The organism is Methylorubrum aminovorans, assembly GCF_022179725.1.
In the GTDB taxonomy this organism is placed as follows: domain Bacteria; phylum Pseudomonadota; class Alphaproteobacteria; order Rhizobiales; family Beijerinckiaceae; genus Methylobacterium; species Methylobacterium aminovorans.
Window position 1 is genome coordinate 166,313 of record NZ_BPRC01000008.1, and the last position, 25,115, is coordinate 191,427.

Here is a 25,115-nt window from a genome sequence, read left to right on the forward strand (position 1 = left end):
CAAGAGGTGGCGGCGGGGGCTGGCGCAAGTGTCCAAGGTGCGCGCGGGGAACAATCGGATCGGTCGAGTGGCTTCGGCCAGTCTCGTCGCACTCCTCGGGCTTCATGCCGGCTCCGCCGCGGCTGCAGACCTCGCCGAGCGTGCCCGCCCTCGCTTCATCGATTGGTCCGGCTTCTATGCCGGGCTGCAGGGCAGCGCCGGCGCCTCTTTCGGCAATTACGATTTCGGCCCGACCACGATCGGCCCGCGCCGGGTGCAGTCGGTCTCGACGGGCGACGCCACCGGCAGCCGCGATCTCGGCGGCGACGCCACTACGGTGGTGGGCGGCGCCTTCGCCGGCTGGACTTGGCAGAGCGGCGCCTTTGTCTACGGCATCGAGGCCGACCTCGCCGGCGCCAATCTCAAGCGGGGCGTCCGCTCCGATGCGACCGGCTTCGGCTACGAGGCAATCGATCCGCCCTTCGCCCTGATCCGCGAGAAGACGGACGTGTTCGGGTCGGCCCGCGCGCGGTTCGGCTACGCCTTCGGCAACAACCTGATCTACGCGACCCTCGGGCTCACCGGCGCCAACGGACGGGTGCTCGCCACCTATCCGGACTTGGCCGGGGGACCGGCGGCCAGCGCCGCTCGCAATGTGTCCTATCTCGGCTACACGCTGGGCGCGGGCGTACAGTTCGCGGTCGATCCGCATCTCTCGCTCGGGATCGACTACCGTTACAGCGACCTCGGCGAGAGCCGTCGCTTCGGTCTCGGCGCCCTGCCGGGCCCCGACGGTGGTCCAGTGACGACCCGCACCAGCTTCGTCTCCAACCAGATGATGGCCCGGCTGATCTGGCACCCCCAGGCACTCACCCTGGTACCGGAAGAGGAGGACGAGGTCCCGAAGGACACCCGCTTCTCGCTGCACGGCCAGACCACCTTCGTGAACCAGGGCGTGACGGGCTTCCGCTCGCCCTATCGCGGTCCGCAGAGCCTCGTGCCGGACCAGGCGCAGGCGACGACCACCGCGACGCTGTTCCTCGGCCTCAAGCTCTTCGAAGGCACCGAACTCTACTACAACCCGGAATTCAGCCAGGGCTTCGGCCTGTCGCGAACCCTGGGCGTGGCCGGCTTCGTCAACGGCGAGGCGCAGAAGGCGGGTGCGCCGTTCCCGAAGCTGCGCTCGAACCGCTACTTCATCCGCCAGACCTTCGGGCTCGGCGGCGAGACCGAGGAAGTGCCCGACGGGCCGAACTCCATCGCCGGCACCCGCGACGTCGAGCGCATCACGGTGATCGCCGGCAAGTTCGCACTGGGAGACTTCTTCGACGGCAACGTCTACGCCCACGACCCGCGCGTCGACTTCATGAACTGGGGCCTGTGGGCGTCGGCCGCCTGGGACTTCCCGGCCAACCTCCCCGGCTTCACGCAAGGGCTGATGGTCGAGTACAACCGCGCGGAGTTCGCGGTGCGTGCCGCCTACACGCAGGTGCCGAAGGAGCCCTCCTCCGACGTGCTCGATCCGCGCGTGTTCGAGCGGGCCGGCGCCGTCATCGAGTTCGAGGGGCGCCACACCCTGCCGGTGCTCGATCAGCCGGGAAAGCTGCGCCTCGGCCTGTTCACGAATGTCGGCAACACCGCGAACTTCCGGCAGGTCGTGGCTCTGACCCAGGCCGGTGCGTTCGCCGACATCAACACGGCGGTCCTGGCCACCCGCGAGCCCCGGCGCAAGAGCGGCCTCTACCTCAATCTCGAACAGGCGCTGACCGCCGATCTCGGCCTGTTCGCGCGGGCGAGCGTCAATGACGGGCGCAACGAGAGCCTGTCGTTTACCGATGTCGACGGCTCGGTCTCGGGTGGCCTCTCGCTCAAGGGAACGGCCTGGGGCCGGCCGCAGGATACGATCGGTTTTGGCGCCTCAGCGAACCGGATCTCGCCCTCCCACCGCGCCTATTTCGCCAATGGCGGGCTGGGACTGCTGATCGGCGACGGCCGCCTCGACAACTACGCCCCCGAGCGGGCGGTCGAGGTCTACTACGCCTTGAACCTGACGAAGGCCGTGACGATGACCTTCGACTACCAGCACGTCGAGAACCCGGCCTATAACCGCGACCGCGGTCCGGCCGACTTCATCGGGACGCGGCTGCACACGGATTTCTGACCCGTCCCGTCGGCACGACGCGTCGTCGGGTATCTCGGACGCGAGTGGTGGCATCCTGCGCCGGCCTCGCACCGCGGCCCAGCGCTCCCCATATGAGGGTCTGTCGAGGACGTCCGCCGCCCCTTGCGCTCGCGCCGGTTTGGCGTGATGCCGCCGGATCGGCCGCCCTCCCGCCCCTTTCACCGCTCGGACACGGAGAGCCCATGAGCTCCGGACACGCCCCTTCCTCCATGCCGTCCACGCCCTCGCTCGAAGGCGGCGACGACGCCGTGCTGCCCTTCGCCGTCGAGGCTTTGGACCTGCGCGGGCGCGCGGTGCGGCTCGGTCCGTCGATCGACACCATCCTGCGCCGTCACGGCTACCCCGACGCCGTCGCCCGGCTGATCGGCGAGGCGGCGGCGCTCACCGTGCTGCTCGGCGCCTCGCTCAAGCTCGAAGGGCGCTTCCAGCTCCAGACCAAGACCGACGGGCCGGTGAATATGCTGGTGGTCGATTTCGAGGCGCCCGACCGGGTGCGTGCCACCGCCCGCTTCGACGCGGAGCCGGTGGCGGCCCTCGGACCCAAGGCACGCGCCGCCGACCTGATGGGCCGGGGCCACCTCGCCATGACCATCGATCAGGGGCCAACCCAGAGCCGCTATCAGGGCGTCGTTGCCCTCGAGGGGCAGAGCCTTGAGGAGGCCGCGCACCAGTATTTCCGCCAGTCCGAGCAGATCCCGACGCTGGTGCGCCTCGCGGTGGCCGAGCAGATGGAGGCCGGCGAGAGCCGCTGGCGGGCCGGCGGCCTGCTGGTGCAGTTCCTGCCGACCTCGCCCGACCGGTTGCGCCAGGCCGACCTTCCGCCCGGCGACGCGCCGGAGGGCCACGAGATCCTCACCGGCGCGCCCGCCGAGGACGATGCCTGGACCGAGGCGCGCAGCCTCGTCGGGACGGTCGAGGATCACGAACTGGTCGATCCGGCGGTGTCGAGCGAGCGGCTGCTCTACCGGCTGTTCCACGAGCGCGGCGTGCGGGTGTTCGATGCGCAGAGCGTGATCGAGCGCTGCCGCTGCTCCCAGGAACGGGTGATCGGCATGATCCGCTCGTTCTCTGCCGAGGAGCGCCGGGACATGGTGGCGGATGACGGCACCATCGGCATCACCTGCGAGTTCTGCTCGCGCCGCTACGTCCTCGATCCGGCCGAGATCGAGCGGGAGATTGCCGCCGCGCCGGGAGCGTGACGGGATCTGGCCACGCGCTCTGCGCGACGTGTCGCGCCCGACGTCTCCTGGAAGCCAACGCGATCGTGGCGGTCTGTTTGATCCCACGGTGGCGTCGGCGCTCGGCGTGGATGCCTGATCTGAGTGCGGATCCCATCGACGGCTTCTCCAGGCGCACGCTGAGCCTGCCCGCGACACAGAGAGCCGCCGAGGAGGGCGCACAGCCCTCGCTGCGATCGATGAAAACGTTCTCACAAGCGTGATGCCGTTTTGGAGTCTCTCCATGTTAAGGGGACGCGGGCCCCGATCTTGCGGGCCTGTCCGTGCCGTCGATATCCGAACGAGGCGAATGAGCCATGCCGGAGCTTCACCCCGAAGTCGCCGCGGTCACCGAGCGCGTCATCGCACGCTCCCGCGACAGCCGCCGCGCCTATCTCGACCTGATCGAGCGCGAGAGGGAGGCGGGCGTGCACCGCCCGAAGCTCGCCTGCGGCAACCTCGCCCACGGGTTCGCGGCCTCCGGTGAGGACAAGCCGGCGATCATCGCGGGACGCGCCATGAATATCGGCATCGTCACCGCCTACAACGACATGCTCTCGGCGCATCAGCCCTACGGACGCTATCCCGAGCAGATCAAGATTTTCGCCCGCGAAGTGGGCGCCACGGCACAGGTCGCCGGCGGCACGCCGGCCATGTGCGACGGGGTCACGCAAGGGCAGCGCGGCATGGAGCTGTCGCTGTTCTCGCGCGACACCATCGCTCTCTCGACCGCGGTCGCCCTCAGCCACGGCATGTTCGAGGGCGCGGCGCTGCTGGGCATCTGCGACAAGATCGTGCCGGGCCTCATCATCGGGGCGCTGCGCTTCGGCCACCTGCCGATGATCCCGATTCCGGCCGGGCCGATGCCCTCGGGGCTCGCCAATAAGGAGAAGCAGCGCATCCGCCAGCTCTATGCCGAGGGCAAGGTCGGGCGGAAGGAGCTCTTGGAAAGCGAATCCGCCTCCTATCACGGGGCCGGCACCTGCACCTTCTACGGCACCGCGAACTCCAACCAGATGATGATGGACGTGATGGGCCTGCACATGCCCGGCGCCTCCTTCATCAATCCGGGCACGCGGCTGCGCCAGGCCGTGACCCGCTCCGCAATCCACCGCCTCACCGAGATTGGCTGGAACGGCAACGATTACCGGCCGCTCGGGCGCTGCATCGATGAAAAGGCGATCATCAACGCCATCGTGGGGCTTCTCGCCACTGGCGGCTCGACCAACCACGCGATCCACCTGCCGGCCATGGCGCGGGCCGCCGGCATCGTCATCGACTGGGAGGATTTCGACCGGCTCTCCGGTGTGGTGCCGCTGATCGCGCGGGTCTATCCGAACGGCGCGGGCGACGTGAACCACTTCCACGCCGCCGGCGGCATGTCCTACGTCATCGCCTCGCTGATCGATGCCGGCCTGCTGCACGACGACATCCTCACGGTGGCGGGGACGCGCCTGCGCGACCACGCCCGTGATCCGAAGCTGCTGGGCGAGAATGACGACCTCACCTTCGAGGACGCCCCCGCCGAGCCGCTGGACGAATCCATGCTGCGTCCGCCCTCGAGCCCCTTCCAGCCGGATGGCGGGATGCGGCTGGTGAAGGGCAACCTGGGCCGGGCCACCTTCAAGACCAGCGCGGTGGACCCCGAGCGCCGCACCATCGAAGCCCCGGCCCGTGTCTTCTCGGATCAGGACGACGTCATCGCCGCCTTCAAGGCGGGCGAGCTGGAGCGGGATGTCGTGGTAGTGGTGCGCTTCCAAGGCCCGCGCGCCAACGGGATGCCGGAACTGCACAAGCTCACCCCGCCGCTGGGCGTGCTGCAGGACCGCGGGCACAAGGTGGCGCTGGTCACCGACGGGCGGATGTCGGGGGCGTCGGGCAAGGTGCCGGCGGCGATCCATCTCAGCCCCGAGGCCGTCGGCGGCGGGCCGATCGGCCGCATCCGCGACGGCGACATCATCCGCCTCTCGGCGGAGCAGGGTGTGCTGGAGGTGCTGGTCGATCCGGCCGAGTGGGAGGGCCGCGAGGACGCGGTGCAGCCGCCGGACGGCCTCGGCACCGGCCGCGAATTGTTCGCCTTCATGCGCCAGGGCGCCGACGACGCCGAACGAGGCGGTTCGGCGATGCTGGCGGCGGCGGGGTTGTGACATCCACGCCGTCATTGCGAGCGTGAGCGAAGCAATCCAGCGAACGCGAAGTCTCCGGAAAGGTCGCGCCCTGGATTGCTGCGGCTTCACCTCGCCATGACAGAGAATCAATCTGAAGCGTTCGCACCGGCAGCACGGAGAGTGGAGACCCTCATGAGCACCATCGACGCGCTGATGCGCTCCGTTCCCGTCATCCCCGTTCTGGTGGTGGAGGATGCCGCCGATGCGGTGCCGATCGCCGAGGCACTGGTCGGCGGCGGGCTCACCGCCCTCGAAGTCACGCTGCGCACCCCCGCGGCGCTCGACGTGATCCGGGCGATGTCGAGCGTCGCGGGCGCGGTGGTCGGTGCCGGCACGGTCCTGAACGCGCGCGATCTCGATGCCGCCATCGGCGCGGGTGCCAAGTTCATCGTCAGCCCCGGCCTGACCGCGCCGTTGACCGAGGCGGCGATCACCTCCGGTGTGCCCTACCTGCCGGGGGTCGCGACCTCCGCCGACATCATGCGCGGCCTCGACCACGGGCTCGACCGCTTCAAGTTCTTCCCGGCGGAAGCGGCCGGCGGGCTGAAGGCGCTGAAGGCCCTGGCCGCCCCCTTCGGTCAGGTGCGGTTCTGCCCCACCGGCGGCATCACCGAGGCGAGTGCGGGCGAGTGGCTCGCCCACCCGGCCGTGCTCTGCGTCGGCGGAAGCTGGGTGGTGCCCGCGGGCAAGCCCGACCCGGCCGCGATCCGGCGGCTCGCCGAGGCGGCCGCGAAACTGCGTCCGAACCGATAGGGTTTTCACCCGGAGACCGCCCTTCGTCTCGCGAACTCGGGGATCTCCGGATGCCTCTTCGGCTCCGGAGTCTCTTCAGGCCGCCGCCGGCCGTGAGTCGCGGGTAGCCCCGCGATTTTCGCAGGCGAAATCTGACTTCGGCGTCCAAGGTCGGGCAGATTATAATGCCTCTCAATTAGCCCGTTGCCATTCCGCAACATCGCCGTCTAATTGTCTACGTTTTATCTCTTCTAGACTAAGAAAATTATCTTAAAACACATAGATTTAGATATCATACTGTAATTGCTCCAAGAAGAACCTTCGATTCTGTCGTTTGTTAAAGCCCGCTACCCGCTTGATCCCCGTCAGACGATGTCGTCATGACCGCCCAGCGGCGGAACGACGTCGTCAAATATCGACAAGAAGACGGGGGCGAGAACATGAGACGTCGCGGAACGAATGAAGTCGCCGGTGTACTTTTGACTGGGACAGCCGCTGTGTTTGCGGCGTCCGCACAGGCACAGCCGGTCGCGCCGGTGCTGGAGACGCCAGCCGCGGTGGCACTGGATGAATTGGCCGTCGAGGGTCTTGCTCGCGGTGCCCTGCGCCTCGAGCCGCAGGGCGGCGTCACGATCGGATATCTCGGCAAGGCGACGCGCACCGCCACCAAGACGCCGACGCCTCTCATCGACACGCCGCAATCCGTCACGGTCATCACGCGGGAGCAAATCCGCGACCAGGGATTCCAGTCGATCGGCGAGGCGACGCGCTACGTGCCGGGCGTGATCCAGGCTCAGGGTGAGGGCAACCGGGATGAATTGATCATCCGTGGGCAGCGCTCCAATGCCGACTTCTTCGTCAATGGCATTCGCGACGACGTGCAGTATTACCGCGACCTCTACAACATCCAGCGCATCGAGGTGCTGAAGGGCCCCAACGCGATGATCTTCGGCCGCGGCGGCGGCGGCGGCGTCATCAACCGGGTGCTCAAGGAGGCCGACGGCGTGCCGGTTCGCGAGATCGTCGCCCAGGGCGGCCAGTTCGCGAACAAGCGCGTGGCGCTCGATGTCGGCGACCGCGTCTCGGACAGCGTCTTCTTCCGGATGAACGGTGTATTCGAGGACACGGCGACCTACCGCGACTTCGTCGACATCCGCCGCTACGGCGTAAACCCGACGATGACCTTCCTGCTCGGGCCGCAGACGACGCTGAAGCTGTCCTACGAGTATTTCCACGACGACCGCACCACCGATCGTGGCATCCCCTCGCAGTTCGGCCGGCCCTACCGGTACCGCGAGAACCGGGCGACCTATTTCGGCAACCCGTTCCTGTCGCCGACCTACGTCAACGCCCACATCGCCACGGCGCAGCTCGACCACGTCTTCGAGAATGGCGTCGTGATGCGCAGCCAGTCGCGCATCGCCGACTACGAGAAGTTCTACCAGAACGTCTTCCCCGGCGGGGCGGTGAACGCGGCTGGAACGGCGGTCAACATCTCGGCCTATAATAGTCAGACCGACCGGACGAACTACTTCAACCAGACCGACTTCACCTACCAGTTCCTCACAGGACCCGTGAAGCACACCCTGCTCGCCGGGTTTGAACTCGGCTATCAGGAAGGCTTGAGCCTGCGCCAGGACGGGTTCTTCGCGACCACGGGCACCCAGAACCTCGTAGTGAATCCGCTCTCGCCGGTGTCACGCGTCGGCATCACCTTCCGCAACATCGCCAGCGGCGCCAACAGCCGGTACGATCTCGGCCTCGCCGCAGCCTATGTGCAGGATCAGATCGAACTCAACGAGCACGTCCAGCTCATCGGCGGCCTGCGTTTCGACCATTTCGACTTCGCCGCGACCGACCGACGCACCAACATCACCAATGCCCGCATCGACGATCTGATCTCGCCGCGGGCCGGCGTCGTGGTGAAGCCGCTGCCGAACCTCGCGTTCTACACGAGCTACAGCGTCTCCTACCTGCCCTCTTCGGGTGATCAGTTCAGTGCCTTGACGCCAGGGCTCGTCATCGCCCAGCCGGAGAAGTTCGAGAACACGGAAGTCGGCGTGAAGTACGACGTGTCCCCCGTGCTTCAGCTCACCGGCGCGCTGTTCAACCTCGACCGCTCCAACCAGCGCATCGCCGATCCGAACCGCCCCGGCTTCTTCCTCACCTCAGGGCAGACCAACACCCAGGGCGCGGAGATCGGCGTCAACGGCTACGTCACAGACTGGTGGTCGGTCGCGGGCGGCTACGCCTTCACCGACGCGCGCATCACCAACAATCTCTCCACCACGATCGTCGCCGGAAACTTCGTCGGCCTCGTTCCGCTGAACGCCTTCACGCTGTGGAACAAGTTCGACATCGATCAGCGCTTCTCGGTCGGCGTGGGGTTCATCAACCAATCCCACACCTTCGCGACCTCGGATCAGACTGTGCGGCTTCCGAGCTATTCGCGCTTCGACCTCGGACTGTTCTACAACATCAGCGAGAACGCGCGCGCGCAGGTCAATATCGAGAACCTGTTCGACCGCAACTACATCATCTCGGCGCATAACAACAACAACATCCTGCCCGGCGCGCCCCGCACAGTCCGGGCCCAGATCGTCGTCCGCTGGTAGGCCAGACGCCCCCGCTTCCGGGCACGCCCGGAGGCGGGATCACACCGCCCGCAAAGGCCCTTCCAGCACGCCGATGACGCGGGCGAGATCGTTGCCCCGCTTCATCACGAGCCCGCTCGCCGCGATCACCGCGTAGGCGCCCTGGCGGCGGGCGAGCTTGGGATCCTTCTCGATCCGGTAGAGCGGCATCTCGGAGGTGCGGCGGTAGATCGAGAACACCGCCTTGTCGCGCCGGAAGTCGAGGGCATAGTCGCGCCACTCGCCCTCGGCGACGCGCCGTCCGTAAAGATTGAAGATGGTTCGCAGCTCGTCGCGCTGGAAAGCGACTTGCGGGCTCGTCGAGGACGGAAACGGGATGACCTGACTGTCTCGGTCGTTCGAGCGGTGATCGACGCTCTGTCCCTCACTCATCGTCGCTCCCGTAGCGGTGCCAGCGTTCCTGCGGCGAGGGTCAGATGATGGGACTCGTCGGCGGCGCCCGCAAGGTGCTTCGCCGGCCATCGGTTATCCCCGTCGTTCACGATACGATTCCGAGGCGGCGTGAAGACTCATGTGCGTCGCCGCACGGTAAGGTGGCAAACATCACCGTCTCGCCGCGATCTCGCCTTGCCATCGCCGCCGCAAACGCTTTCACTGTGGCTTGAAACCTCGTCGGCCTGTCCATCGCGGCGGCGCCTGAACCCGAGCTCCCCAGCCCTCGGGCAATGCCGCGGATCTTCGGCGAGCCGACACCCAGAGGTTTCGAGACCCAAGGACTTCAGGCGGCCTCCTCGGAGCGCCGCCCTTTTTTCGTGGTGATGCCGGACGCGGGCCAAGGCCGCGACGACGACCATCTTGGATGATCATCTTGGCATCCGCGCCCGCCGGCGCGAGAAGCGGCGGCGATGTCCGAACTCCCCTCCCCCCCGTCGGTCGATCCGCCCGTCTTCGACGCCGCCTTCCGGGCCCGCCTCGCGGATCTCTTCGCGTGGCGACGGGACGTTCGGCGCTTCCGCGCTGACCCGGTCGACGAGGCCGTGCTGCGGACCTGCCTGGATCTCGCGGCGCTGGCGCCCTCTGTCGGCAACAGCCAGCCCTGGCGCTTCGTGCGGGTCTCCGATGCCGGGCGGCGTGCGGCGGTCGCCGCGAGCTTCGAGCGCTGCAACGCCGCCGCCCGCGCCGGCTACGCCGACGAGCGGGGCGCGCTCTACGCCCGCCTGAAGCTCGCGGGCCTGCGCGAGGCGCCGGTCCATCTCGCGGTGTTCTGCGACGCCGCCACCGAGGCCGGCCACGGGCTCGGCCGGGCGACCATGCCGGAGATGCTGCGCTACTCGGTGGCGGCCTGCATCCACGCCTTCTGGCTCGCCGCCCGCGCCCACGGCCTCGGCGTCGGCTGGGTCTCGATTCTTGAGCCCGCCGTGGTGACCCGGACCCTCGACGTTCCGGATGCCTGGGATCTGATCGCTTATCTCTGCGTCGGCCACCCGGTCGAGGTGCATGCCGACCCGGAACTCGTTCGCCACGGCTGGCAGGAGCGGTGCCCGGAAACGGTTCGCCTGCACGAGCGCTGAGGCCGTCACCGGACGCCGACCCCATTACTTAAAATTTGTCGGAAGTTCTGAGGCTGTGATTCGCTCTCCCGCCAAGAGGCCGTGCATGGAGTCCGCATTCCGCAGCGCGTGAAGCAAAGCGGCAAGCTGGAACAGTGGATCGTCTTCGCCAGTTACGCTCCAGCTCGGAAAGGCGATCTTCGATGTTCGGAACAGGCAAGTACAGGGCGCGTCTCGCGGGCGCGCTCGTGGCGGCGCTTTGCGCGGCGGGTGCCGCACAGGCCCGAGAGGTCGTCCCGTTCGCCGACGGGATCGGGCCGGGCACGATCGTGGTGCGCACCAACGAGCGCCGGCTCTATCTCGTCAACGGCGACGGCACGGCGATCCGCTACCCCGTCGCGGTCGGCAAGCCGGGTAAGCAGTGGAGCGGCGCGACCCAGATCGACGGCAAATACTACCAGCCCGACTGGTCGCCCCCGGCCGAGGTGAAGCGCGACAACCCGCGCCTGCCCAACCTCATCCGCGGCGGCTCGCCGAGCAACCCGATGGGCGTAGCGGCGATGACCCTGCGGGGCGGCGAATACGCGATCCACGGCACCAACCGCCCGCGCTCGATCGGCACCTTCGCCTCCTACGGCTGTATTCGGATGTACAATCAGGACATCGCCGACCTGTTCGGGCGTGTCGCCGTCGGCACGCAGGTGTATGTGATGCGCTGAAACGCTCGGCGGATCGCGCCGCAGCCATCCGCCGCGCCGGAAGAGGGGTGGCGGGTGCCCGCAGGCCGACCCTGGGATCCGCTGGTGAACGCATCGCCCACCCTCCTGATCGCCGACCCGGACGAGGAGACCCGGCTCGCCCTCGCCGAGGCGGTGGGCCGGCTCGATCCGGGTGCGAGGATCGTCGAGGTGGCCGATGGAAGCGCGCTGAACCGCGCGCTCGCCGGCTCCCGCATCGATCTGCTGTTCGTCGATGTGCTGCTGCCGCAGACCAACGGCGCCGACATCCGTCTCTGGCGCGAGGCGGGCAACCCGCGCGGCCTCGTCGTCCTCGTCACCGACATGCTCGCCCCCCGTTGGCCCGCCACGGCCCGACGCGTCGGCGCCTACGATGTGATCCTCAAGCCGCTGGGGGACCTCCATATCGGCCGCCTGCTGGCCGCCCACCGGATCCTGTCGCGCTCCCTCGACTGCCTCGTCGTCGATCCGGGCCAAGCGACGCGCACGCTTGTGCGCAAACTCCTCGGGCAGAGCCATTTCTCGTTCCGCATCCGGGAGGCCGCGGGCGGACGGGAGGCGATCCGGCTCGCGGAGGGAGACCCGATCGATCTCGCCATCATCGAGATGAGTCTGCCCGATTATCCTGCCCTCGAAGTCGCCTGCCGCATCAACGACCGCCATCCCGAGGCCCGCATCCTGATGACGGGACCGCGGATCGAGGAGGGAGTCCAGCGCCAGCTCGCCACCTTCGGCGCCTCCGGCTTCCTGCCCAAGCCGTTCCAGTTCTTCGACATCGACAAGGCGGTGCACGAGAGCTTCGGCCTGTGGCACCCCTACCTCATCAACGCGCTCCGGCGCGAACACCGGCTCGACGTCGAGGCGGCCGTGGGGCAGGCTGTCTAGCGCTCTCAGAGCCGGCATCGCCCTGCTCGAAAGCGCAGACCCGCAAGCCTCGAATCCTGTGTCCCAGCCGAGAGCGATGCACGACCAGACGCCGGGCGACCGCCCCGGTCCAGAGCACCCCTATTCACGCGCGCGCCTTAATGACCTCGTCCGGCGCATCGAGGAGGCCTTGCGCAGCGGGGACACGGCGCTCCAGTCGAAACTCGTCCTGCAATCGGCGGAATTGCTGACCAAGCGCTGGTCGCGTCTCCCGCCGCCGGACAAGCCGGCCTTCGACGCGATGCTCGTGACCCTGTGCGGCCAGATCGATACGGCGGCGCGCCGGGCCTTCGCCGAGCGGCTCGCCCCGTTGCGGCTCGGGCCGCCGCGCACCGCCCACGCGCTCGCTCGTGATGCCTCCGTCGCTGTCGCGGAACCGCTCCTCTCGGGCTGCTCCTGCCTCGGCGACGACCTTCTGGCCGAGGTCGCGACCTCGGGCGGCGCCGGACATCGCCGCGCCATCGCCTCACGCCCGAGCCTGCCCCCGCCCCTGACGGATCGGCTGGTGCGCCACGGCGACGGCCGCGTCGCCGTGCGGCTGCTCGACAATCCGGGCGCCCGCTTCTCCGAGTCCGGCTTCGCCGGCCTGATCGCCCATTCCGAGCGAGCGGAGGCGGTGACGCTTCGCCTCGCGCTCCGGCCGGACCTCCCAGCCCCGCACCGGCCGACGCTTCTCAAGCTCACGCGGCAACGGGCGACCGAAGCACTGGAAGCCGATCTCGGCAACGACGGGGCCGCCCGCCTGCTGGCCCAGGCGAGGGAAACCTTGGCCCGCCCGGTCGCGGAGGACCGCGTCGCGCGGTTTCGCGCCTCGCTCGAGGTCATCGGCTCCCGATTCACCGGTCCGTACCGCGGTCCGAACGCGTCTCAACTCGAACGCTGGATCACCCTGAACCGGATCGAGGACGGGCTCGCCGCAATCGCCCATGCCGCCGGCCTCCCGCTCCCCATGACAGTGGCCGCCTTCGATGCGCCCGCACCGGCAACACTCGCAGCGATCCTGCGCGGGCTCGATCATCCCTGGCCGGTACTGAAGGCGCTGCTCGTCCGACGCTTCGGCGAGACGCTTTCGCCCGCCATGGCCGACGAGATCTGGACACTGCACCGGCGCCTGCGGCCCGGCACGGCGCGCCGCCTGATCCGCTGCGCAGCGATGCCGATGGGCTGTGCGGCCTTCCTCGACGAGGCCGAGGCGGATGACGGAGCCTCGAACGGAGCCGGGCCGTAGGCGGCCTGTAGAGCATTGTCCCGAAAAGAGGCCACCGGCTTTCGGAAGAGAGCGATCCCGAAATAAAAGCCTCGAGCGGAAAAAGCGGCGATGACGCGCCGGGCGCCCTATGGAACGGCGAGACGACATCGCAGCGAGAAGGGCCTGGGATGAGGAACAGATCGCGGTCGGATCGCTGCAGCCCTCGGCGTGGCCGAGGAGGTTCGGACGCGTGAACGGCTACGAGCCCACCCCCCATTCGACGTCCGTATCCGATCGGAGCGAGCCTGGCTGGGCGGCGCAGCTCGCGCCGTTCTTCGGCCTCTACATCACCTTCGGCACCACGCTGGGCTTCCTCGTCAGCGGCGCGCCGCTGATCCTGCGGGCCCGCGGCATCGATCTCGCCGAGGTCGGCGTTCTCCAGCTCATCAACCTGCCGGTCGGGCTCACCTTCCTCTGGGCGATGCTCGTGGACCGCCTCCGCCTGCCGGGCCTGCCGCACCGTCTCGGCTGGATCGTGCTGATGCAGGGAGCGGCCATCGCCCTCCTCATCGTGCTGAGCCGAGGTGAGGCGTGGCCGCTGCCGGCCCTGTTCGGGCTCGCGCTCGCCACCTGCTTCTGCGTCGCCACCATGGACATCGCGCTCGAAGCCCTCGTGGTCGAGACGGTCGGTCCGGAGCGGCGCCCCTACATTGCCTCGGCGAAACTCTGCGGCGCCTCGCTCGGCGGCCTGTTCGGGGCCGGGGTGCTGATTGCCGAGTACGACCGGCTCGGTTGGCAGAACGCCGTGATCGCGGTGGCGATCTTGAACGGGCTCTGCCTGCTGCCGATGCTGCGCTATCCCGAGCGGGCCCTGCGCCGCCCCTCAGCCGAGTCGCCGCGCGGTGCCCCGAAGCATCGTCGCGAAGGGCGGCGACTGGCTTTCGGAAAAAGACGAGGCCAGAGCGGAGAGCTCGGCCGCCTGCGCCTGCTCGGCGGGCGCGTGCTGGTGCTCGGCCTCTACTTCGCGGCGATGTTCGCGCTGACCGGCTCGAACAACCTCGCCCTGCTCGATCTCGGCGTACCCCTCGGCGAGGTCGGGCTCGTGACCGGCGGGCTCGCCTCGGGCATCAACCTCGTCATGGCGCTGGTCTCCGGCTACCTCGTGCGCCGCGTCGGCACGCTGCCGCTCATCACCGTCTCCGCCCTCGGCGTCGCGGCCTCGGGCGGGCTCATGCTGTGGGCGAGCGCGACCGCCGCGCCGAATCTCGGCCTCGCGGCCGCAATCCTCGGCATCCTGTGCGGCGGCGGCCTCGGCGTGCCGGTCTTCAACATGATCTACCGCTGGGCCCAGGGCCCGCAGCCCGCCACCGATTATGCGCTCCTGTTCGGCGCCGCCTTCTTCGCCGCCATGCCGCTGCGGGTTGGGGCGCCGGCGCTCGCCGGGGCGGTCGGCTGGCCCGCCTACTTCGCTCTCGCGGTGCCGCTCTACGCCCTCGCCGTGCTGCTCCTGCGCGGCGCGATCGCGCGGACGCTGGCGGCCGACCGCGCGCCTTCGTGAGGGCCGCCCCGCGTCGCGGGTGCTGGCGCTTCGCCGCACCCTCGCCTATGCGCCGGACTTGCCCTCTTCCGGGCCGAAACACCCGTCACAGCCGCGCCATGCTGAAGGCCTTTCTCGCCTATTACCGGCCGCACCGGACGCTGTTCCTGGTGGATTTCGGCTGCGCCGTGCTCTCGGGCCTGCTCGAACTCGGCTTTCCGCTCGCGGTCAAAGCCTTCGTCGATCGGCTGCTGCCGCAGCAGGACTGGAGCCTGATCCTGCTTGCGGCGGCCGGGCTGACGCTCCTCTATGTCGCCAATGCCGGCCTGATGGTGGTGGTGACCTATTGGGGGCACCTGCTCGGGATCAACATCGAGACCGAGATGCGGGCGCGCGCCTTCGAGCACCTGCAGAAGCTCTCGTTCCGCTTCTTCGACGGACAGAAGACCGGCCATCTCGTCGCCCGCGTCACCAAGGATCTGGAGGAGATCGGCGAGGTCGCCCATCACGGCCCCGAGGACGTGTTCATCGCCGCCATGACGCTGGTGGGCGCCTTCGTGCTGATGTTCCTCGTCCATCCGCCGCTGGCGCTGATGACGCTGGCGATCCTGCCTCTGATCGCCTTCGTTGTCATCCGCTACGGCGGGCGCATGACGCGCAACTGGCAGGCGCAGTACGGGCGCGTCGGCGCCTTCAACGCCCGCATCGAGGAGAATGTCGGCGGCATCCGCGTGGTGAAGGCCTTCGCCAACGAGGCGCACGAGCGGGCGTTGTTCGCCTCCGACAACCTGAAATACCGCACCACCAAGCTCGAAGCCTATCGCCTCATGGCCGGTGCTCTGTCGATCAACTATCTGGGCCTGCGCCTCGTGCAGATCGTGGTTCTGCTCGGCGGCGCCGCCTTCGTGGTGCGCGGTGATCTCAGCGCCGGCGGCTTCGTCGGCTTCCTGCTGCTGGTGGGCGTGTTCTACCGGCCGCTGGAAAAGATCGGAGCGGTGATCGAGACCTATCCGAAGGGCATCGCCGGCTTTCGCCGCTATCAGGAACTGCTCGCCACCGAGCCCGACATCGCCGACCGGCCGGGCGCGATCCCGGCCCCGCCGCTCAGAGGCGAGATCCGGTTCGAGAGCGTGCGCTTCGGCTACAGCCCGGACCGGCCGGTGCTCGACGGTGTCGATCTGACGATCCGCGCGGGCGAGACGGTGGCCTTCGTCGGCCCGTCGGGGGCCGGCAAGACCACGCTCCTCTCGCTGATCCCGCGCTTCTACGAGGCGGAAGCCGGCCGCATCACCATCGACGGCCACGACATCCGCGACCTGACGCTGGCCTCGCTGCGCGGGCAGATCGGCATCGTGCAACAGGACGTGTTCCTGTTCGCCGGCACGATCCGCGAGAACATCGCCTACGGCCGCCTTGACGCGAGCGAGACCGAGATTCTCGATGCTGCCGCCCGCGCCCGGCTCGATCGCCTGATCGCATCGCTCCCCGAGGGACTCGACACGGTGATCGGCGAGCGCGGGGTGAAGCTCTCGGGCGGGCAGAAGCAACGGTTGGCGATCGCCCGCGCCTTCCTCAAGAACCCGCCGATCCTGATCCTCGACGAGGCGACCTCGGCGCTCGATACCGAGACCGAGCGCGAAATCCAGGCCTCACTGACCGAGCTGGCGGAGGGGCGCACGACCCTGGTGATCGCCCATCGCCTGGCTACGATCCGCCACGCCGACCGCATCGTGGTGGTGGCCGAGAACGGCATCGCCGAGCAGGGCCGCCACGACGCGCTGCTGGCACGCGACGGGTACTACCGGCGCCTGCACGCAGCGCAGGTGGAGGATTCTCTTTCGGACCGGCCGCGCACGGCGGCGGAGTGAGGCCTGGAATCCCCTCCCCTTGTGGGGAGGAGAGATCAGTTCAGCCCCGCTCGGCCTCCGCCAGCAGCCCGTCGACGAAGCCCGGCAGGCCGGTGCGGCGGGTGCGCTTGAGGCGCTCGGCGGTCAGGATCGCCTGGAGCGCGCGAAACGACTCGTCGAGGTCGTCATTGACGATGACGTAGTCGTACTCGCTCCAGCGCTGCATCTCGTTGCGGGCGTTCGCCAGCCGCCGCTCGATGGTCTCGGGCGAGTCCTCCGCCCTGCGCTCCAGGCGGTTGCGCAACTCCGAGAAACTTGGCGGCAGGATGAACACCGTCACCACGTCGTCCTGCAGGCGCTGCCGGACCTGGCGGGTGCCCTGGTAGTCGATGTCGAAGATCATGTCCCGGCCCTGGGCCAGCGTCCTCTCCACCGGGCGGCGCGGTGTGCCGTAGAAATTGCCGTGGACCTCGGCCCATTCGAGCAGGTCGTCGCGGGTGCGCAGATCCTCGAAGGCCTCGCGGTCGATGAAGCGGTAGTGGCGCCCGTCGATCTCCGAGGGGCGGCGCGCCCGCGTCGTCACCGAGATCGACAGGTCGAGGCCCCAGCCGCCGTCCTGGGCGATGGCGCGGGTCAGCGTCGTCTTGCCCGCGCCCGAGGGCGAGGACAGGATCAGGATCAGCCCGCGCCGGGCAATGTCCGGCCTGCCTTGCGTGGCGTCCTGCGTCATCGGCCGTTCACTCCGCTGCCCACGTTCGGCGTCCTCACTCGACGTTCTGCACCTGCTCGCGGAATTGCTCCACCACGGCCTTCAAGTCGAGTCCGATCCGCGACAGGGTGATGTCGCCGGCCTTGGCGCACAGCGTATTCGCCTCGCGGCCGAGTTCCTGAGCCAGGAAATCGAGCCGCCGCCCGATCGCACCGCCCTCGATCAGCAGCTCGCCCACCGCGTCGAGGTGGGCGCGCAGGCGGTCGAGTTCCTCGCGCACATCCGCCTTCGCGGCGAGCAGCACAGCCTCCTGATGCAGGCGGTCGGGGTCGAGTCCCCCGGCGCCGGCGAGCGCAGCCACCGACTCCGCGAGCCGGGCGCGCACCGCCTCGGGTCGGCGGGCGGGGCAGTCCTGTGCGGCCTGGGTCAGGCGGGCGATGTCGGCGATCTGTTCGCTGAGGATCGCGTGCAGCCGCGCTCCTTCCGCGCGCCGGGCCGTGACGAGGTCGGCGACGAGGCTGTCGATGCCCGCGGCGAGTTCCCGGTTCAGCGCCTCCGGGTCGGCCCCGGCCTCGCTCTCCGTCTCCACGACGCCGCGCACGGAGAGCAGCCCGTCGAGCGTCGCCGGACCGACGCCGGCGGGGCGCGGCACGCGGGCGACCGCCGCCGCGAGACTTGCCAGCAGGCTCTCGTCGATGCGCACCCGTGCGGCCGCCTCGGGCCGCGTCAGCGTCAGATTGAGCTGGCACTGGCCGCGGGCGAGCGCCTTGGAGAGGGCCGCGCGGGCCGCCTCGCCGGCCGCATCGAAGCCGTTCGGCACGCGCACGCGGATATCGAGCCCGCGCCCGTTCACGGTGCGGATCTCCCACAGCCACTGCACCGCGCCGGTCGTGCCGGCGGAACGGGCGAAACCCGTCATGCTCGCGATGGCTTTGGCCACGGTCGGTCGCTCCCCGCTCGTCCTCTCCGGCGCTCGGCCGCCCGAAGCGGGGAACGACTGCGGAGACGGTCGGTTTGTCGGATACGCGCTTTCCGCGGACAAGTGCAATGCGGTGGTCGGCGAACGCGGCAGCCGGTGTCGGAACCCGGCGGAAGGGTGCGGCGCAGCAAGTACCGCTCAATTTTAACCTGCCCAAAAAATGCACACGGCGCTTAATGATGCAGACGCTTAGTGCCGAAGCAGGCACGAATACTGTGCATCAGCTTGACGCTTATTGATTGTCTTCCTAACTTCCGAGTCGATCAAACGGGCACCGAACATTCGAGCGGGGACCGATCCATGACAAACCCCTTCGACATCAAGAATCGTTTCCGGGCACGCTTGCGTGCGGCCGACGCGCAGAAGCATCGCATCCGCGCCAAGCTCCTGCAGGACGGCACCCGGGCGCTGGCTCCGATCACCGAGGCGCTGCATCTGATGGCCGAGGTGCTGGAGGAGGACGGGATTGAGCACGGCCGCATCGATTGTCCCGTGCCCGAGGTGGACCGCGACGACTTCGTCGGCTTCACGGCGACGCTGCACAACGGCGCCGATCAGGAGCATCGGATTACCGTGAAGTACGGGCCCGTGCTGGGCGGACGCAACTTCATCGCGGTGACCGGGCTGGGGGCGGAGTACAACGAGCGGCTCCTCACCCTGGCCAGCAATGCCGCGCCGACGCTGGGCCGCTCGGTCGGCAACGACGTGCATGTCGAGGCGGATCGCGGCGGCGATCTCGCCGAGATCCTGCGCGAGATGGTCGAGGACTTCTTCGCCGGCCACAGCGAGCCGCCGATCCGCACCGGAACCTCCGAGGCGCGAGGCCGTCTGGCGCTGGTTCAATAATCCTTGCCGACAGCCGAGGAGCGCGCAATCATCGACGGAATCGCCGCGAATGAGGCGAGGATTCGAGCGCGGCTGGGAGCGATGGACGCCATCGATGGCGGTGAGTGCGACGAAGACTGGGATCAGGATCTCGCCGACGATCTGATCGGATCAACCCTCCTCGTCGGCCTGACCTATGTCGACCCCGAGGGCGCCTTGCTCGGCCGGCGTCAGGTTTTCGGGATCGTCGAGACCGTGGATGCCCGAACCGGCATCGTCATCCGGACCGGAGACGAGGGTGAGCCCTTCACGGTCGCCCCCCTGCTCGACGCGATCGAGGTGGGGGAGCCGGGTCTCTATCAACTGGCGGATCAGGACCGGGTCGTCGAGAACCCGGATTTCACGGCGCTCTTCACCGTCACCGAATCGCGCCGGAACTGACACCCTTTCCTTACGGATCGAGACGGCGGGCGCGGGCGGCGCGGGCCATGGCGATGAGTTCGTTGGCGGTGAAGCTGCGCGGCGGGCGCGTCTCGGAGTCGATCGGATGCATCTCGACCGGCCGCCGTTCCAGCGGGGACAGAACTGTGGACGGCACGCCGGGATTCCAGCCCGGCCAGAGACTGCGAATCCGAGAACGCTTCCTGGTTGCCGATACCGCCATGCCGCCTCCGAAGCCGATCGCTTAAGAGGATGATAACCAAGCCTGGGCGCGAGAAACATTCTTGACGCCCGCCGATGTGGTGCTTCGCCGATTCTTTTGTCGGCTCCGCGTCGCGGTGGAGCGGGGCCCGCTGCAGAAGAATGCGCGCCTACGAAAAAGGGCGGGCGCGATCCTGCACGATCGCGCCCGCCCCCCTCCTGTTCAGGGTCGATCGCCTTGAGGCTACTCCGCCGCGTCGAGGCGCGGACGCTCGATCTCGGCGCGCTCGCGCTTCACCAGTTCGGCGGTCAGGAAGGCCACCTCCAACGCCTGCTCCGCGTTGAGGCGCGGGTCGCAGTAGGTGTGGTAGCGGTCCTGCAGGTCGTCGGCCGTCAGCGCGCGGGCGCCGCCGGTGCACTCGGTCACGTCCTTGCCGGTCATCTCCAGATGGATGCCGCCGGCGATCGTCCCTTCCGCGCGGTGCACGCCGAAGAAGCCCTCGATCTCCTGCATCACCCGCTCGAACGGCCGGGTCTTGTAGCGGCCCGCCGCGACGGTGTTGCCGTGCATCGGGTCGCAGACCCACACGACGTTGCGGCCCTCGCGCTGCACCGTGCGGATCAGGTTCGGCAGATGGTCGCCGACCTTATCCGCGCCGAAGCGGCAGATCAGGCTGAGGCGCCCGGCCTCGTTCTCCGGATTGAGGAGATCGATCAGCCGGATCAGCCCCTCGGCCGTGGTCGAGGGCCCGCATTTGAGGCCGATCGGGTTCTTGATGCCGCGGGCATATTCCACGTGGGCGTGGTCCGGCTGGCGGGTGCGGTCGCCGATCCAGAGCATGTGGCCGGAGGTGGCGTACCAGTCGCCGCTCGTCGAATCGACGCGGGTCAGCGACTCCTCGTAGCCGAGAAGCAGCGCCTCGTGGCTGGTGTAGAAGTCCGTGGTGCGGACCTCCTGATGCGTCTCCGGGTTGATGCCGATGGCGCGCATGAAGTCGAGCGCGTCCGACATCCGCTCAGCCACATCCCGGTAGCGCGAGGATTGCGGGCTGTCCTTCACGAAGCCGAGCATCCAGCGATGCGCGTTCTCGAGGTTGGCGTAGCCGCCGGTGGCGAAGGCACGCAGCAGGTTCAGCGTCGCCGCCGACTGCCGGTAGGCTTCGAGCTGGCGCTTCGGATCGGGGATCCGCGCGTCCTCGTTGAAGGTCAGACCGTTGATGATGTCGCCGCGGTAGCTCGGCAGCGACACGCCGTCGAGCGTCTCGGTCGGCGAGGAGCGCGGCTTGGCGAACTGCCCGGCGATGCGGCCGACCTTCACCACGGGCGAGCCGCCCGCGAAGGTGAGCACCATCGCCATCTGCAGGAAGACGCGGAAGAAATCGCGGATGTTGTCGGCCGAGTGCTCGTCGAAGCTCTCGGCGCAGTCGCCGCCCTGGAGCAGGAAGGCCTCGCCCGCGCCGACGCGCGCCAAGGCGGCCTTCAGCTTGCGCGCCTCACCGGCAAAGACCAGCGGCGGAAAGCTCGCGAGCTGCGCCTCGACGGCCTGAAGAGCGCCCGCGTCCGGATAGTACGGGACCTGCTGGATCGGCAGGTTGCGCCAGGTTTTCGGGGTCCACCGCTCGGCCATGATCTTCTCTCCGCTCACCCGATCGGGTGATGCGCGCGGGCCCTCCCGCCTCGCGCGAAGCCGGGCTTATAGAGCGGTTTTTTCGAAGTTGCGAGTTTGCCGACTCGATAGCAGAGTATCGGCCCGCACATCCTCTCGCCCCTTGTTTTCGCATCGTCTTGTTCCGAAGGCCGGCGGCCACTTCTCGGAACGACTCGCTACTCCCTCAATCCCCGCCCGGCGAGCAGGCCGACAAGTTCGGCTTGGCGCGACACGCCGGTCTTCTGGAAGATGCGTTTGAGCACCGAACGGGCGGTGCTGGGAGTGATCCCGAGCTTGGCGGCGGCCGGCACCGGCGCGTCGCCCGCGGCGATCAGGGCCGCGAGCCGGGCTTCCGCCGGTGTGAGGTCGAACAGACCCTGGACCACATCCGCGCTCGGCACGTCCTGGGCCACGACGGGCGTGGCGATCAGCACGAAGCGCGCCCGGACGAAGACGTCGTGCGCCGCGCCGCGGATCGGCACGAGGTGGAGGATCACCGGCGGGCGCTCACCGCTGGCGGCGATCGGAATCGAGCGCACCGGCATGTCGCCCGCCTGGCCCGACCGCGCCACCGCCTCGCGCAGCAACCGGTCGGCGGCCGGATCAACCACAGCGAGTCGCGAGGGCTGGTCACTGAGAGTGTGGGGCATCATCGCCACCAGGGACGGATTGGCCCCGATGACCCGCCCGCCGCTTCCGAGCACGGCGGCAGGCAAGCCGAGCGCTTCGAGCGTCTGGGTCGTGGTGGTCACCCTTTCCATTTCCAGGCGTGCGGAGAGCAGGGCGGCCCGCGCGAGATGGGGGCGCAGGCCGTTGAGGGCGGACAGCACCTGGGGGCCGAAATCGCCCTCGGCGCGAGCGCGCTCGCAATGCACGATCACGCTGTCGCCGCTCGGCACCATCACGGTCGTCGCGGTGCCCGCGCCGTAACCCCGCGGGATCAGGAAGTCCTGATAGAGCGGCAACGTCGCGATCTCCTCCTCCGTCACGACGTCGAGGTCGTTGAGAAAGCCGGGATGGCGCAACGCCAGAAGCCGCTCCGTGCGGACATTGCCGGGGAAATGCAGATGTTCGGCCACCAGGGCGTCGAATTCGACCGAGGTCGTCACGAAGTCGCGGTAGTGCGTCCCGGTCGAGACGATCATCACCGCCTCGGGCGCTCCGGCGAAACGAGCGAGCTCGATCAGAACCTCACGCCACAACTCGGGCAGGGCGGCCGCCTCGTAGATCCGGTCGATCAGGGCTGCGCCCTCGTCCGAAAGCGTGACGGACGGCTCGATCGAGGCTGAGCGGATTGCGGAGGGAAGGGGGCGAGAATGGATCGTCATGAATCGGGAAAAAATGGGACGTCCGCAGCCATAGGCCGTGACGTCGACGCCCTTGTTAACCAACGAATATCGTATCCAGCCCGATAATACACTGATTTCTTCGCGTTTCTCCACCTAAGAGAACTGGAACGTGTTCGCTCATAACCGAAATCCAGCAGCCGTTTCGAAACGCGAGCCACGAAAACGGCACCGGCAGCTCCCGTTTTGACAGCAGCCTCTCACGCCTGACGTAAGTCAGATTTCGGCATGCCGCGCCTGTGAGATGCCAACCCATGCCTGTCGGCTTCATCAGGGATCCCGCGGACCTGACGGAAAAAATGCCGGAGCCGGACGATTGCCGCACGCTTCCCACGACCGAGATCTCCCCGTCAGTCAGAGGAGAGATCCATGCGGCTTCAGGTTCTCGGCTGTGGGGACGCGTTCGGCTCGGGCGGGCGCTTCAATACCTGCTTCCACGTCGATGCATCGGACGCACCGGACACCGGCGTCTTCCTCATCGATTGCGGCGCCTCCACGCTGATCGCGATCCGGCGTTTCGGCGTCGAGCCGAACCGCATCCGCACGGTGTTCCTGACGCATCTCCACGGCGACCATTTCGGCGGCCTGCCCTGGCTGATCCTCGACGGGCAGCTCGTCAGCGGGCGCACCGATCCGTTGACCGTGGTTGGGCCGCCGGGCACGGCAGCGCGCCTTCCGGCGGCGATGGAGGTGTTGTTTCCCGGCTCCAGCACGGCCGAGCGCCGGTTCTCCGTCGGCGTCGTCGAGATGGAGGCCGAGCGCCCGGTCGAGATGGGAGGCGTGCGGGCCACCGCCTTCACCATGCGCCACCCCTCCGGCGCCCCCGCGCACGCCCTGCGAATCGAGGCGGCGGGCAAGGTCGTCAGCTATACCGGCGACACCGAGTGGGTGGACGAGATCGTCGCCGTGGGCCGCGGGTCCGACCTGATGATCGCCGAGGGCTACACCGTGGAGCGGCCGGTGAAGTTCCACCTCGACTGGGCGACGCTGAAGCGGCGCCTGCCCGAAATCGGCCCGAAGCGGCTGATGCTGACCCACATGAGCCCGGAGATGATCGCTCATCCGCCCGACGGGTACATCGCGGCGGAGGACGGGCTCGTCGTCACGCTTTGACCGCGCTCCCCCATCCGCGGCTCGCGGTCAGCGCTTGCGCACGAATTCCGTGCGCAGGACGAGGCCCTTGATGCTGTCGTGGCGGCAATCGATCTCCTCCGGATCGTCCGTGAGACGGATCGAGCGGATGACGGTGCCCTGCTTCAGGGTCTGGTTCGCGCCCTTGACCTTGAGGTCCTTGATCAGGGTGACCGCGTCGCCGTCGGCCAGGATGTTGCCCGCGGCGTCGCGGACAGGGGCCCTGGCCGGCGTCTCGGCCGCCGCCGCGCCGGCGGGGCGCCATTCGCCGAGCGCTTCGTCGTAGATATACGTGTCGTCCGTATCCGGCATCGTCTGGCTCCTGGCGGACACGCCGCCGTGCCCGCGGCCATAGCGATGCCTCGAGCAGGCCGACAAGCGCGTTGCGTGCATGGCTGTGAACCGACTACCGTTCCGAGAGCCGGCGCCGGGTGCGCCAGGAACCGCTCCGATCCACTGTTGCCCGCGCGTCATCCCGCTCGGGTAAAGTAGCTCGCCCCATGCCCTCGACTGGAGAAACACCGACCATGCGCCAGGAGATGCTCTCCGGACTTCTCGGCCTCGGCCTGCTCTGCGCGCCGGCCCTCGTCACGGGCGCGGTTCCCGCCCTGGCACAGGCGCTGGCCAAGCCGGCTGCACCGACGGTCACCGCCGATCCGGAGCGTCTGGCCGCGGCGCGCGAGGTCGTGGCCGCAGCGCAGGGCGACCGCGCCGCGGTGCTCGCGGCGATGAAGGCGCCGATGACCGGCGTCATGCAGCAGATGGGCGTGACGGACCCGAAGAAGGCACAGGTGATGGTGGACGAGGTCGTCCTGCCCACGCTCTCCGAGCATTACGACGACCTGCTCGCGGTCCAGGCCCTAAGCTTCGCCGCCGTCCTCTCGAAAGAGGATCTGAAGGCGGTCGCCGCCTTCTACGCCACGCCTGCGGGCAAGAACCTCGTCAAGGCGCAGCCGCAGTTGAGCCAAGCCATGCTGACGGGAATGCAGCAATGGATGGGCACGCTGATGCCGCAACTCAAGGAGAAGGTCGAAAAGGCCGCCGCGGCGCATGGCTGGTCGAACGAGATCAAGCGGCGCTGAGACCGCGCCTACCAAATCCGGTCGATCCCCTCGGGATGGCAGATTTGGTCATCGCTCGAGCGCCGCGCGGGCTGGCTGATCCGCTCCCCGCTCCGAT

At 68.5% G+C, this 25,115-nt stretch carries 22 protein-coding genes; 15 read left to right on the plus strand and 7 right to left on the minus strand.

Annotated features, from left to right (window positions below; all coding sequences use genetic code 11):
- Positions 1 to 28: 28 nt before the first annotated feature.
- The 5 genes from MFF24_RS13335 (at position 29) to MFF24_RS13355 (ending at position 8,893) form a co-directional block, all read left to right on the plus strand.
- The gene (locus MFF24_RS13335; RefSeq protein ID WP_373322689.1) at positions 29 to 2,140 is read left to right on the plus strand and encodes a carbohydrate porin; all 2,112 of its coding nucleotides are present in this window, start codon (positions 29 to 31) and stop codon (positions 2,138 to 2,140) included.
- A 203-nt stretch (positions 2,141 to 2,343) separates the two neighbouring features.
- Complete coding sequence (locus MFF24_RS13340) at positions 2,344 to 3,360, plus strand: Hsp33 family molecular chaperone (protein WP_238224866.1); 1,017 nt, start codon at positions 2,344 to 2,346, stop codon at positions 3,358 to 3,360.
- A gap of 335 nt (positions 3,361 to 3,695) precedes the next feature.
- A complete protein-coding gene (edd, locus tag MFF24_RS13345; protein WP_238224867.1) occupies positions 3,696 to 5,525 on the plus strand; it encodes a phosphogluconate dehydratase in 1,830 nt (609 codons plus the stop codon).
- A gap of 153 nt (positions 5,526 to 5,678) precedes the next feature.
- Positions 5,679 to 6,299 (plus strand): bifunctional 4-hydroxy-2-oxoglutarate aldolase/2-dehydro-3-deoxy-phosphogluconate aldolase, encoded by a 621-nt coding sequence (gene eda / locus MFF24_RS13350; protein WP_238224868.1) that lies wholly within the window; start codon positions 5,679 to 5,681, stop codon positions 6,297 to 6,299.
- 419 nt (positions 6,300 to 6,718) lie between these two features.
- Positions 6,719 to 8,893 carry a TonB-dependent receptor gene (locus tag MFF24_RS13355; protein ID WP_238224869.1) on the plus strand — a complete coding sequence of 725 codons (2,175 nt, stop codon included), beginning with the start codon at positions 6,719 to 6,721 and terminating at the stop codon, positions 8,891 to 8,893.
- A 39-nt stretch (positions 8,894 to 8,932) separates the two neighbouring features.
- On the opposite strand, the gene MFF24_RS13360 is transcribed toward MFF24_RS13355, so the two are convergent.
- Entirely contained in the window at positions 8,933 to 9,304 is a 372-nt protein-coding gene (locus MFF24_RS13360; RefSeq protein WP_096485005.1) for a DUF2794 domain-containing protein, read from the minus strand.
- A gap of 473 nt (positions 9,305 to 9,777) precedes the next feature.
- On the opposite strand from MFF24_RS13360, the gene bluB reads away from it, so the two are divergent.
- The 6 genes from bluB to MFF24_RS13390 all read left to right on the plus strand — a co-directional run bounded on the left by bluB (position 9,778) and on the right by MFF24_RS13390 (position 16,677).
- On the plus strand, positions 9,778 to 10,443 hold the full coding sequence (bluB, locus tag MFF24_RS13365) for a 5,6-dimethylbenzimidazole synthase (protein ID WP_238224870.1): 666 nt from the start codon (positions 9,778 to 9,780) through the stop codon (positions 10,441 to 10,443).
- A 182-nt stretch (positions 10,444 to 10,625) separates the two neighbouring features.
- On the plus strand, positions 10,626 to 11,141 hold the full coding sequence (locus MFF24_RS13370) for a L,D-transpeptidase (RefSeq protein ID WP_133089485.1): 516 nt from the start codon (positions 10,626 to 10,628) through the stop codon (positions 11,139 to 11,141).
- 84 nt (positions 11,142 to 11,225) lie between these two features.
- Positions 11,226 to 12,044 (plus strand): response regulator, encoded by an 819-nt coding sequence (locus MFF24_RS13375; protein WP_238224872.1) that lies wholly within the window; start codon positions 11,226 to 11,228, stop codon positions 12,042 to 12,044.
- Positions 12,045 to 12,120: 76 nt separating this feature from the next.
- Positions 12,121 to 13,311, plus strand: a complete 1,191-nt coding sequence (locus MFF24_RS13380; protein WP_238224874.1) for a DUF2336 domain-containing protein — start codon at positions 12,121 to 12,123, stop codon at positions 13,309 to 13,311.
- Between the two features lie 211 nt (positions 13,312 to 13,522).
- Positions 13,523 to 14,830 (plus strand): MFS transporter, encoded by a 1,308-nt coding sequence (locus MFF24_RS13385; RefSeq protein WP_238224875.1) that lies wholly within the window; start codon positions 13,523 to 13,525, stop codon positions 14,828 to 14,830.
- A 98-nt stretch (positions 14,831 to 14,928) separates the two neighbouring features.
- On the plus strand, positions 14,929 to 16,677 hold the full coding sequence (locus tag MFF24_RS13390) for an ABC transporter ATP-binding protein (protein WP_238224877.1): 1,749 nt from the start codon (positions 14,929 to 14,931) through the stop codon (positions 16,675 to 16,677).
- 40 nt (positions 16,678 to 16,717) lie between these two features.
- On the opposite strand, the gene gmk is transcribed toward MFF24_RS13390, so the two are convergent.
- Both gmk and MFF24_RS13400 read right to left on the minus strand, forming a co-directional pair.
- Entirely contained in the window at positions 16,718 to 17,386 is a 669-nt protein-coding gene (gmk, locus tag MFF24_RS13395) for a guanylate kinase (protein ID WP_108939942.1), read from the minus strand.
- Positions 17,387 to 17,420: 34 nt separating this feature from the next.
- Positions 17,421 to 18,284, minus strand: a complete 864-nt coding sequence (locus MFF24_RS13400) for a YicC/YloC family endoribonuclease (protein ID WP_238224926.1) — start codon at positions 18,282 to 18,284, stop codon at positions 17,421 to 17,423.
- Positions 18,285 to 18,644: 360 nt separating this feature from the next.
- On the opposite strand from MFF24_RS13400, the gene MFF24_RS13405 reads away from it, so the two are divergent.
- Complete coding sequence (locus tag MFF24_RS13405) at positions 18,645 to 19,190, plus strand: hypothetical protein (protein WP_108939941.1); 546 nt, start codon at positions 18,645 to 18,647, stop codon at positions 19,188 to 19,190.
- A gap of 81 nt (positions 19,191 to 19,271) precedes the next feature.
- Complete coding sequence (locus MFF24_RS13410; RefSeq protein ID WP_108939940.1) at positions 19,272 to 19,610, plus strand: hypothetical protein; 339 nt, start codon at positions 19,272 to 19,274, stop codon at positions 19,608 to 19,610.
- Positions 19,611 to 19,620: 10 nt separating this feature from the next.
- On the opposite strand, the gene MFF24_RS13415 is transcribed toward MFF24_RS13410, so the two are convergent.
- From MFF24_RS13415 to MFF24_RS13425, 3 genes are all read right to left on the minus strand, one after another.
- On the minus strand, positions 19,621 to 19,767 hold the full coding sequence (locus MFF24_RS13415; protein ID WP_238224878.1) for a hypothetical protein: 147 nt from the start codon (positions 19,765 to 19,767) through the stop codon (positions 19,621 to 19,623).
- Between the two features lie 288 nt (positions 19,768 to 20,055).
- A complete protein-coding gene (locus tag MFF24_RS13420) occupies positions 20,056 to 21,438 on the minus strand; it encodes a class II 3-deoxy-7-phosphoheptulonate synthase (protein WP_238224879.1) in 1,383 nt (460 codons plus the stop codon).
- A 197-nt stretch (positions 21,439 to 21,635) separates the two neighbouring features.
- Positions 21,636 to 22,787 carry a helix-turn-helix transcriptional regulator gene (locus MFF24_RS13425; protein WP_238224880.1) on the minus strand — a complete coding sequence of 384 codons (1,152 nt, stop codon included), beginning with the start codon at positions 22,785 to 22,787 and terminating at the stop codon, positions 21,636 to 21,638.
- A 387-nt stretch (positions 22,788 to 23,174) separates the two neighbouring features.
- Between MFF24_RS13425 and MFF24_RS13430 the strand changes: the two genes are divergently transcribed.
- Positions 23,175 to 23,918: an MBL fold metallo-hydrolase gene (locus MFF24_RS13430; RefSeq protein ID WP_238224881.1), complete on the plus strand. Its 744-nt coding sequence runs from the start codon at positions 23,175 to 23,177 to the stop codon at positions 23,916 to 23,918.
- 27 nt (positions 23,919 to 23,945) lie between these two features.
- Here MFF24_RS13430 and MFF24_RS13435 read toward each other — a convergent pair whose 3' ends face one another.
- On the minus strand, positions 23,946 to 24,248 hold the full coding sequence (locus MFF24_RS13435) for an alkylphosphonate utilization protein (protein ID WP_133089494.1): 303 nt from the start codon (positions 24,246 to 24,248) through the stop codon (positions 23,946 to 23,948).
- A gap of 215 nt (positions 24,249 to 24,463) precedes the next feature.
- Between MFF24_RS13435 and MFF24_RS13440 the strand changes: the two genes are divergently transcribed.
- On the plus strand, positions 24,464 to 25,018 hold the full coding sequence (locus MFF24_RS13440) for a DUF2059 domain-containing protein (RefSeq protein ID WP_238224882.1): 555 nt from the start codon (positions 24,464 to 24,466) through the stop codon (positions 25,016 to 25,018).
- Positions 25,019 to 25,115 lie beyond the last annotated feature (97 nt).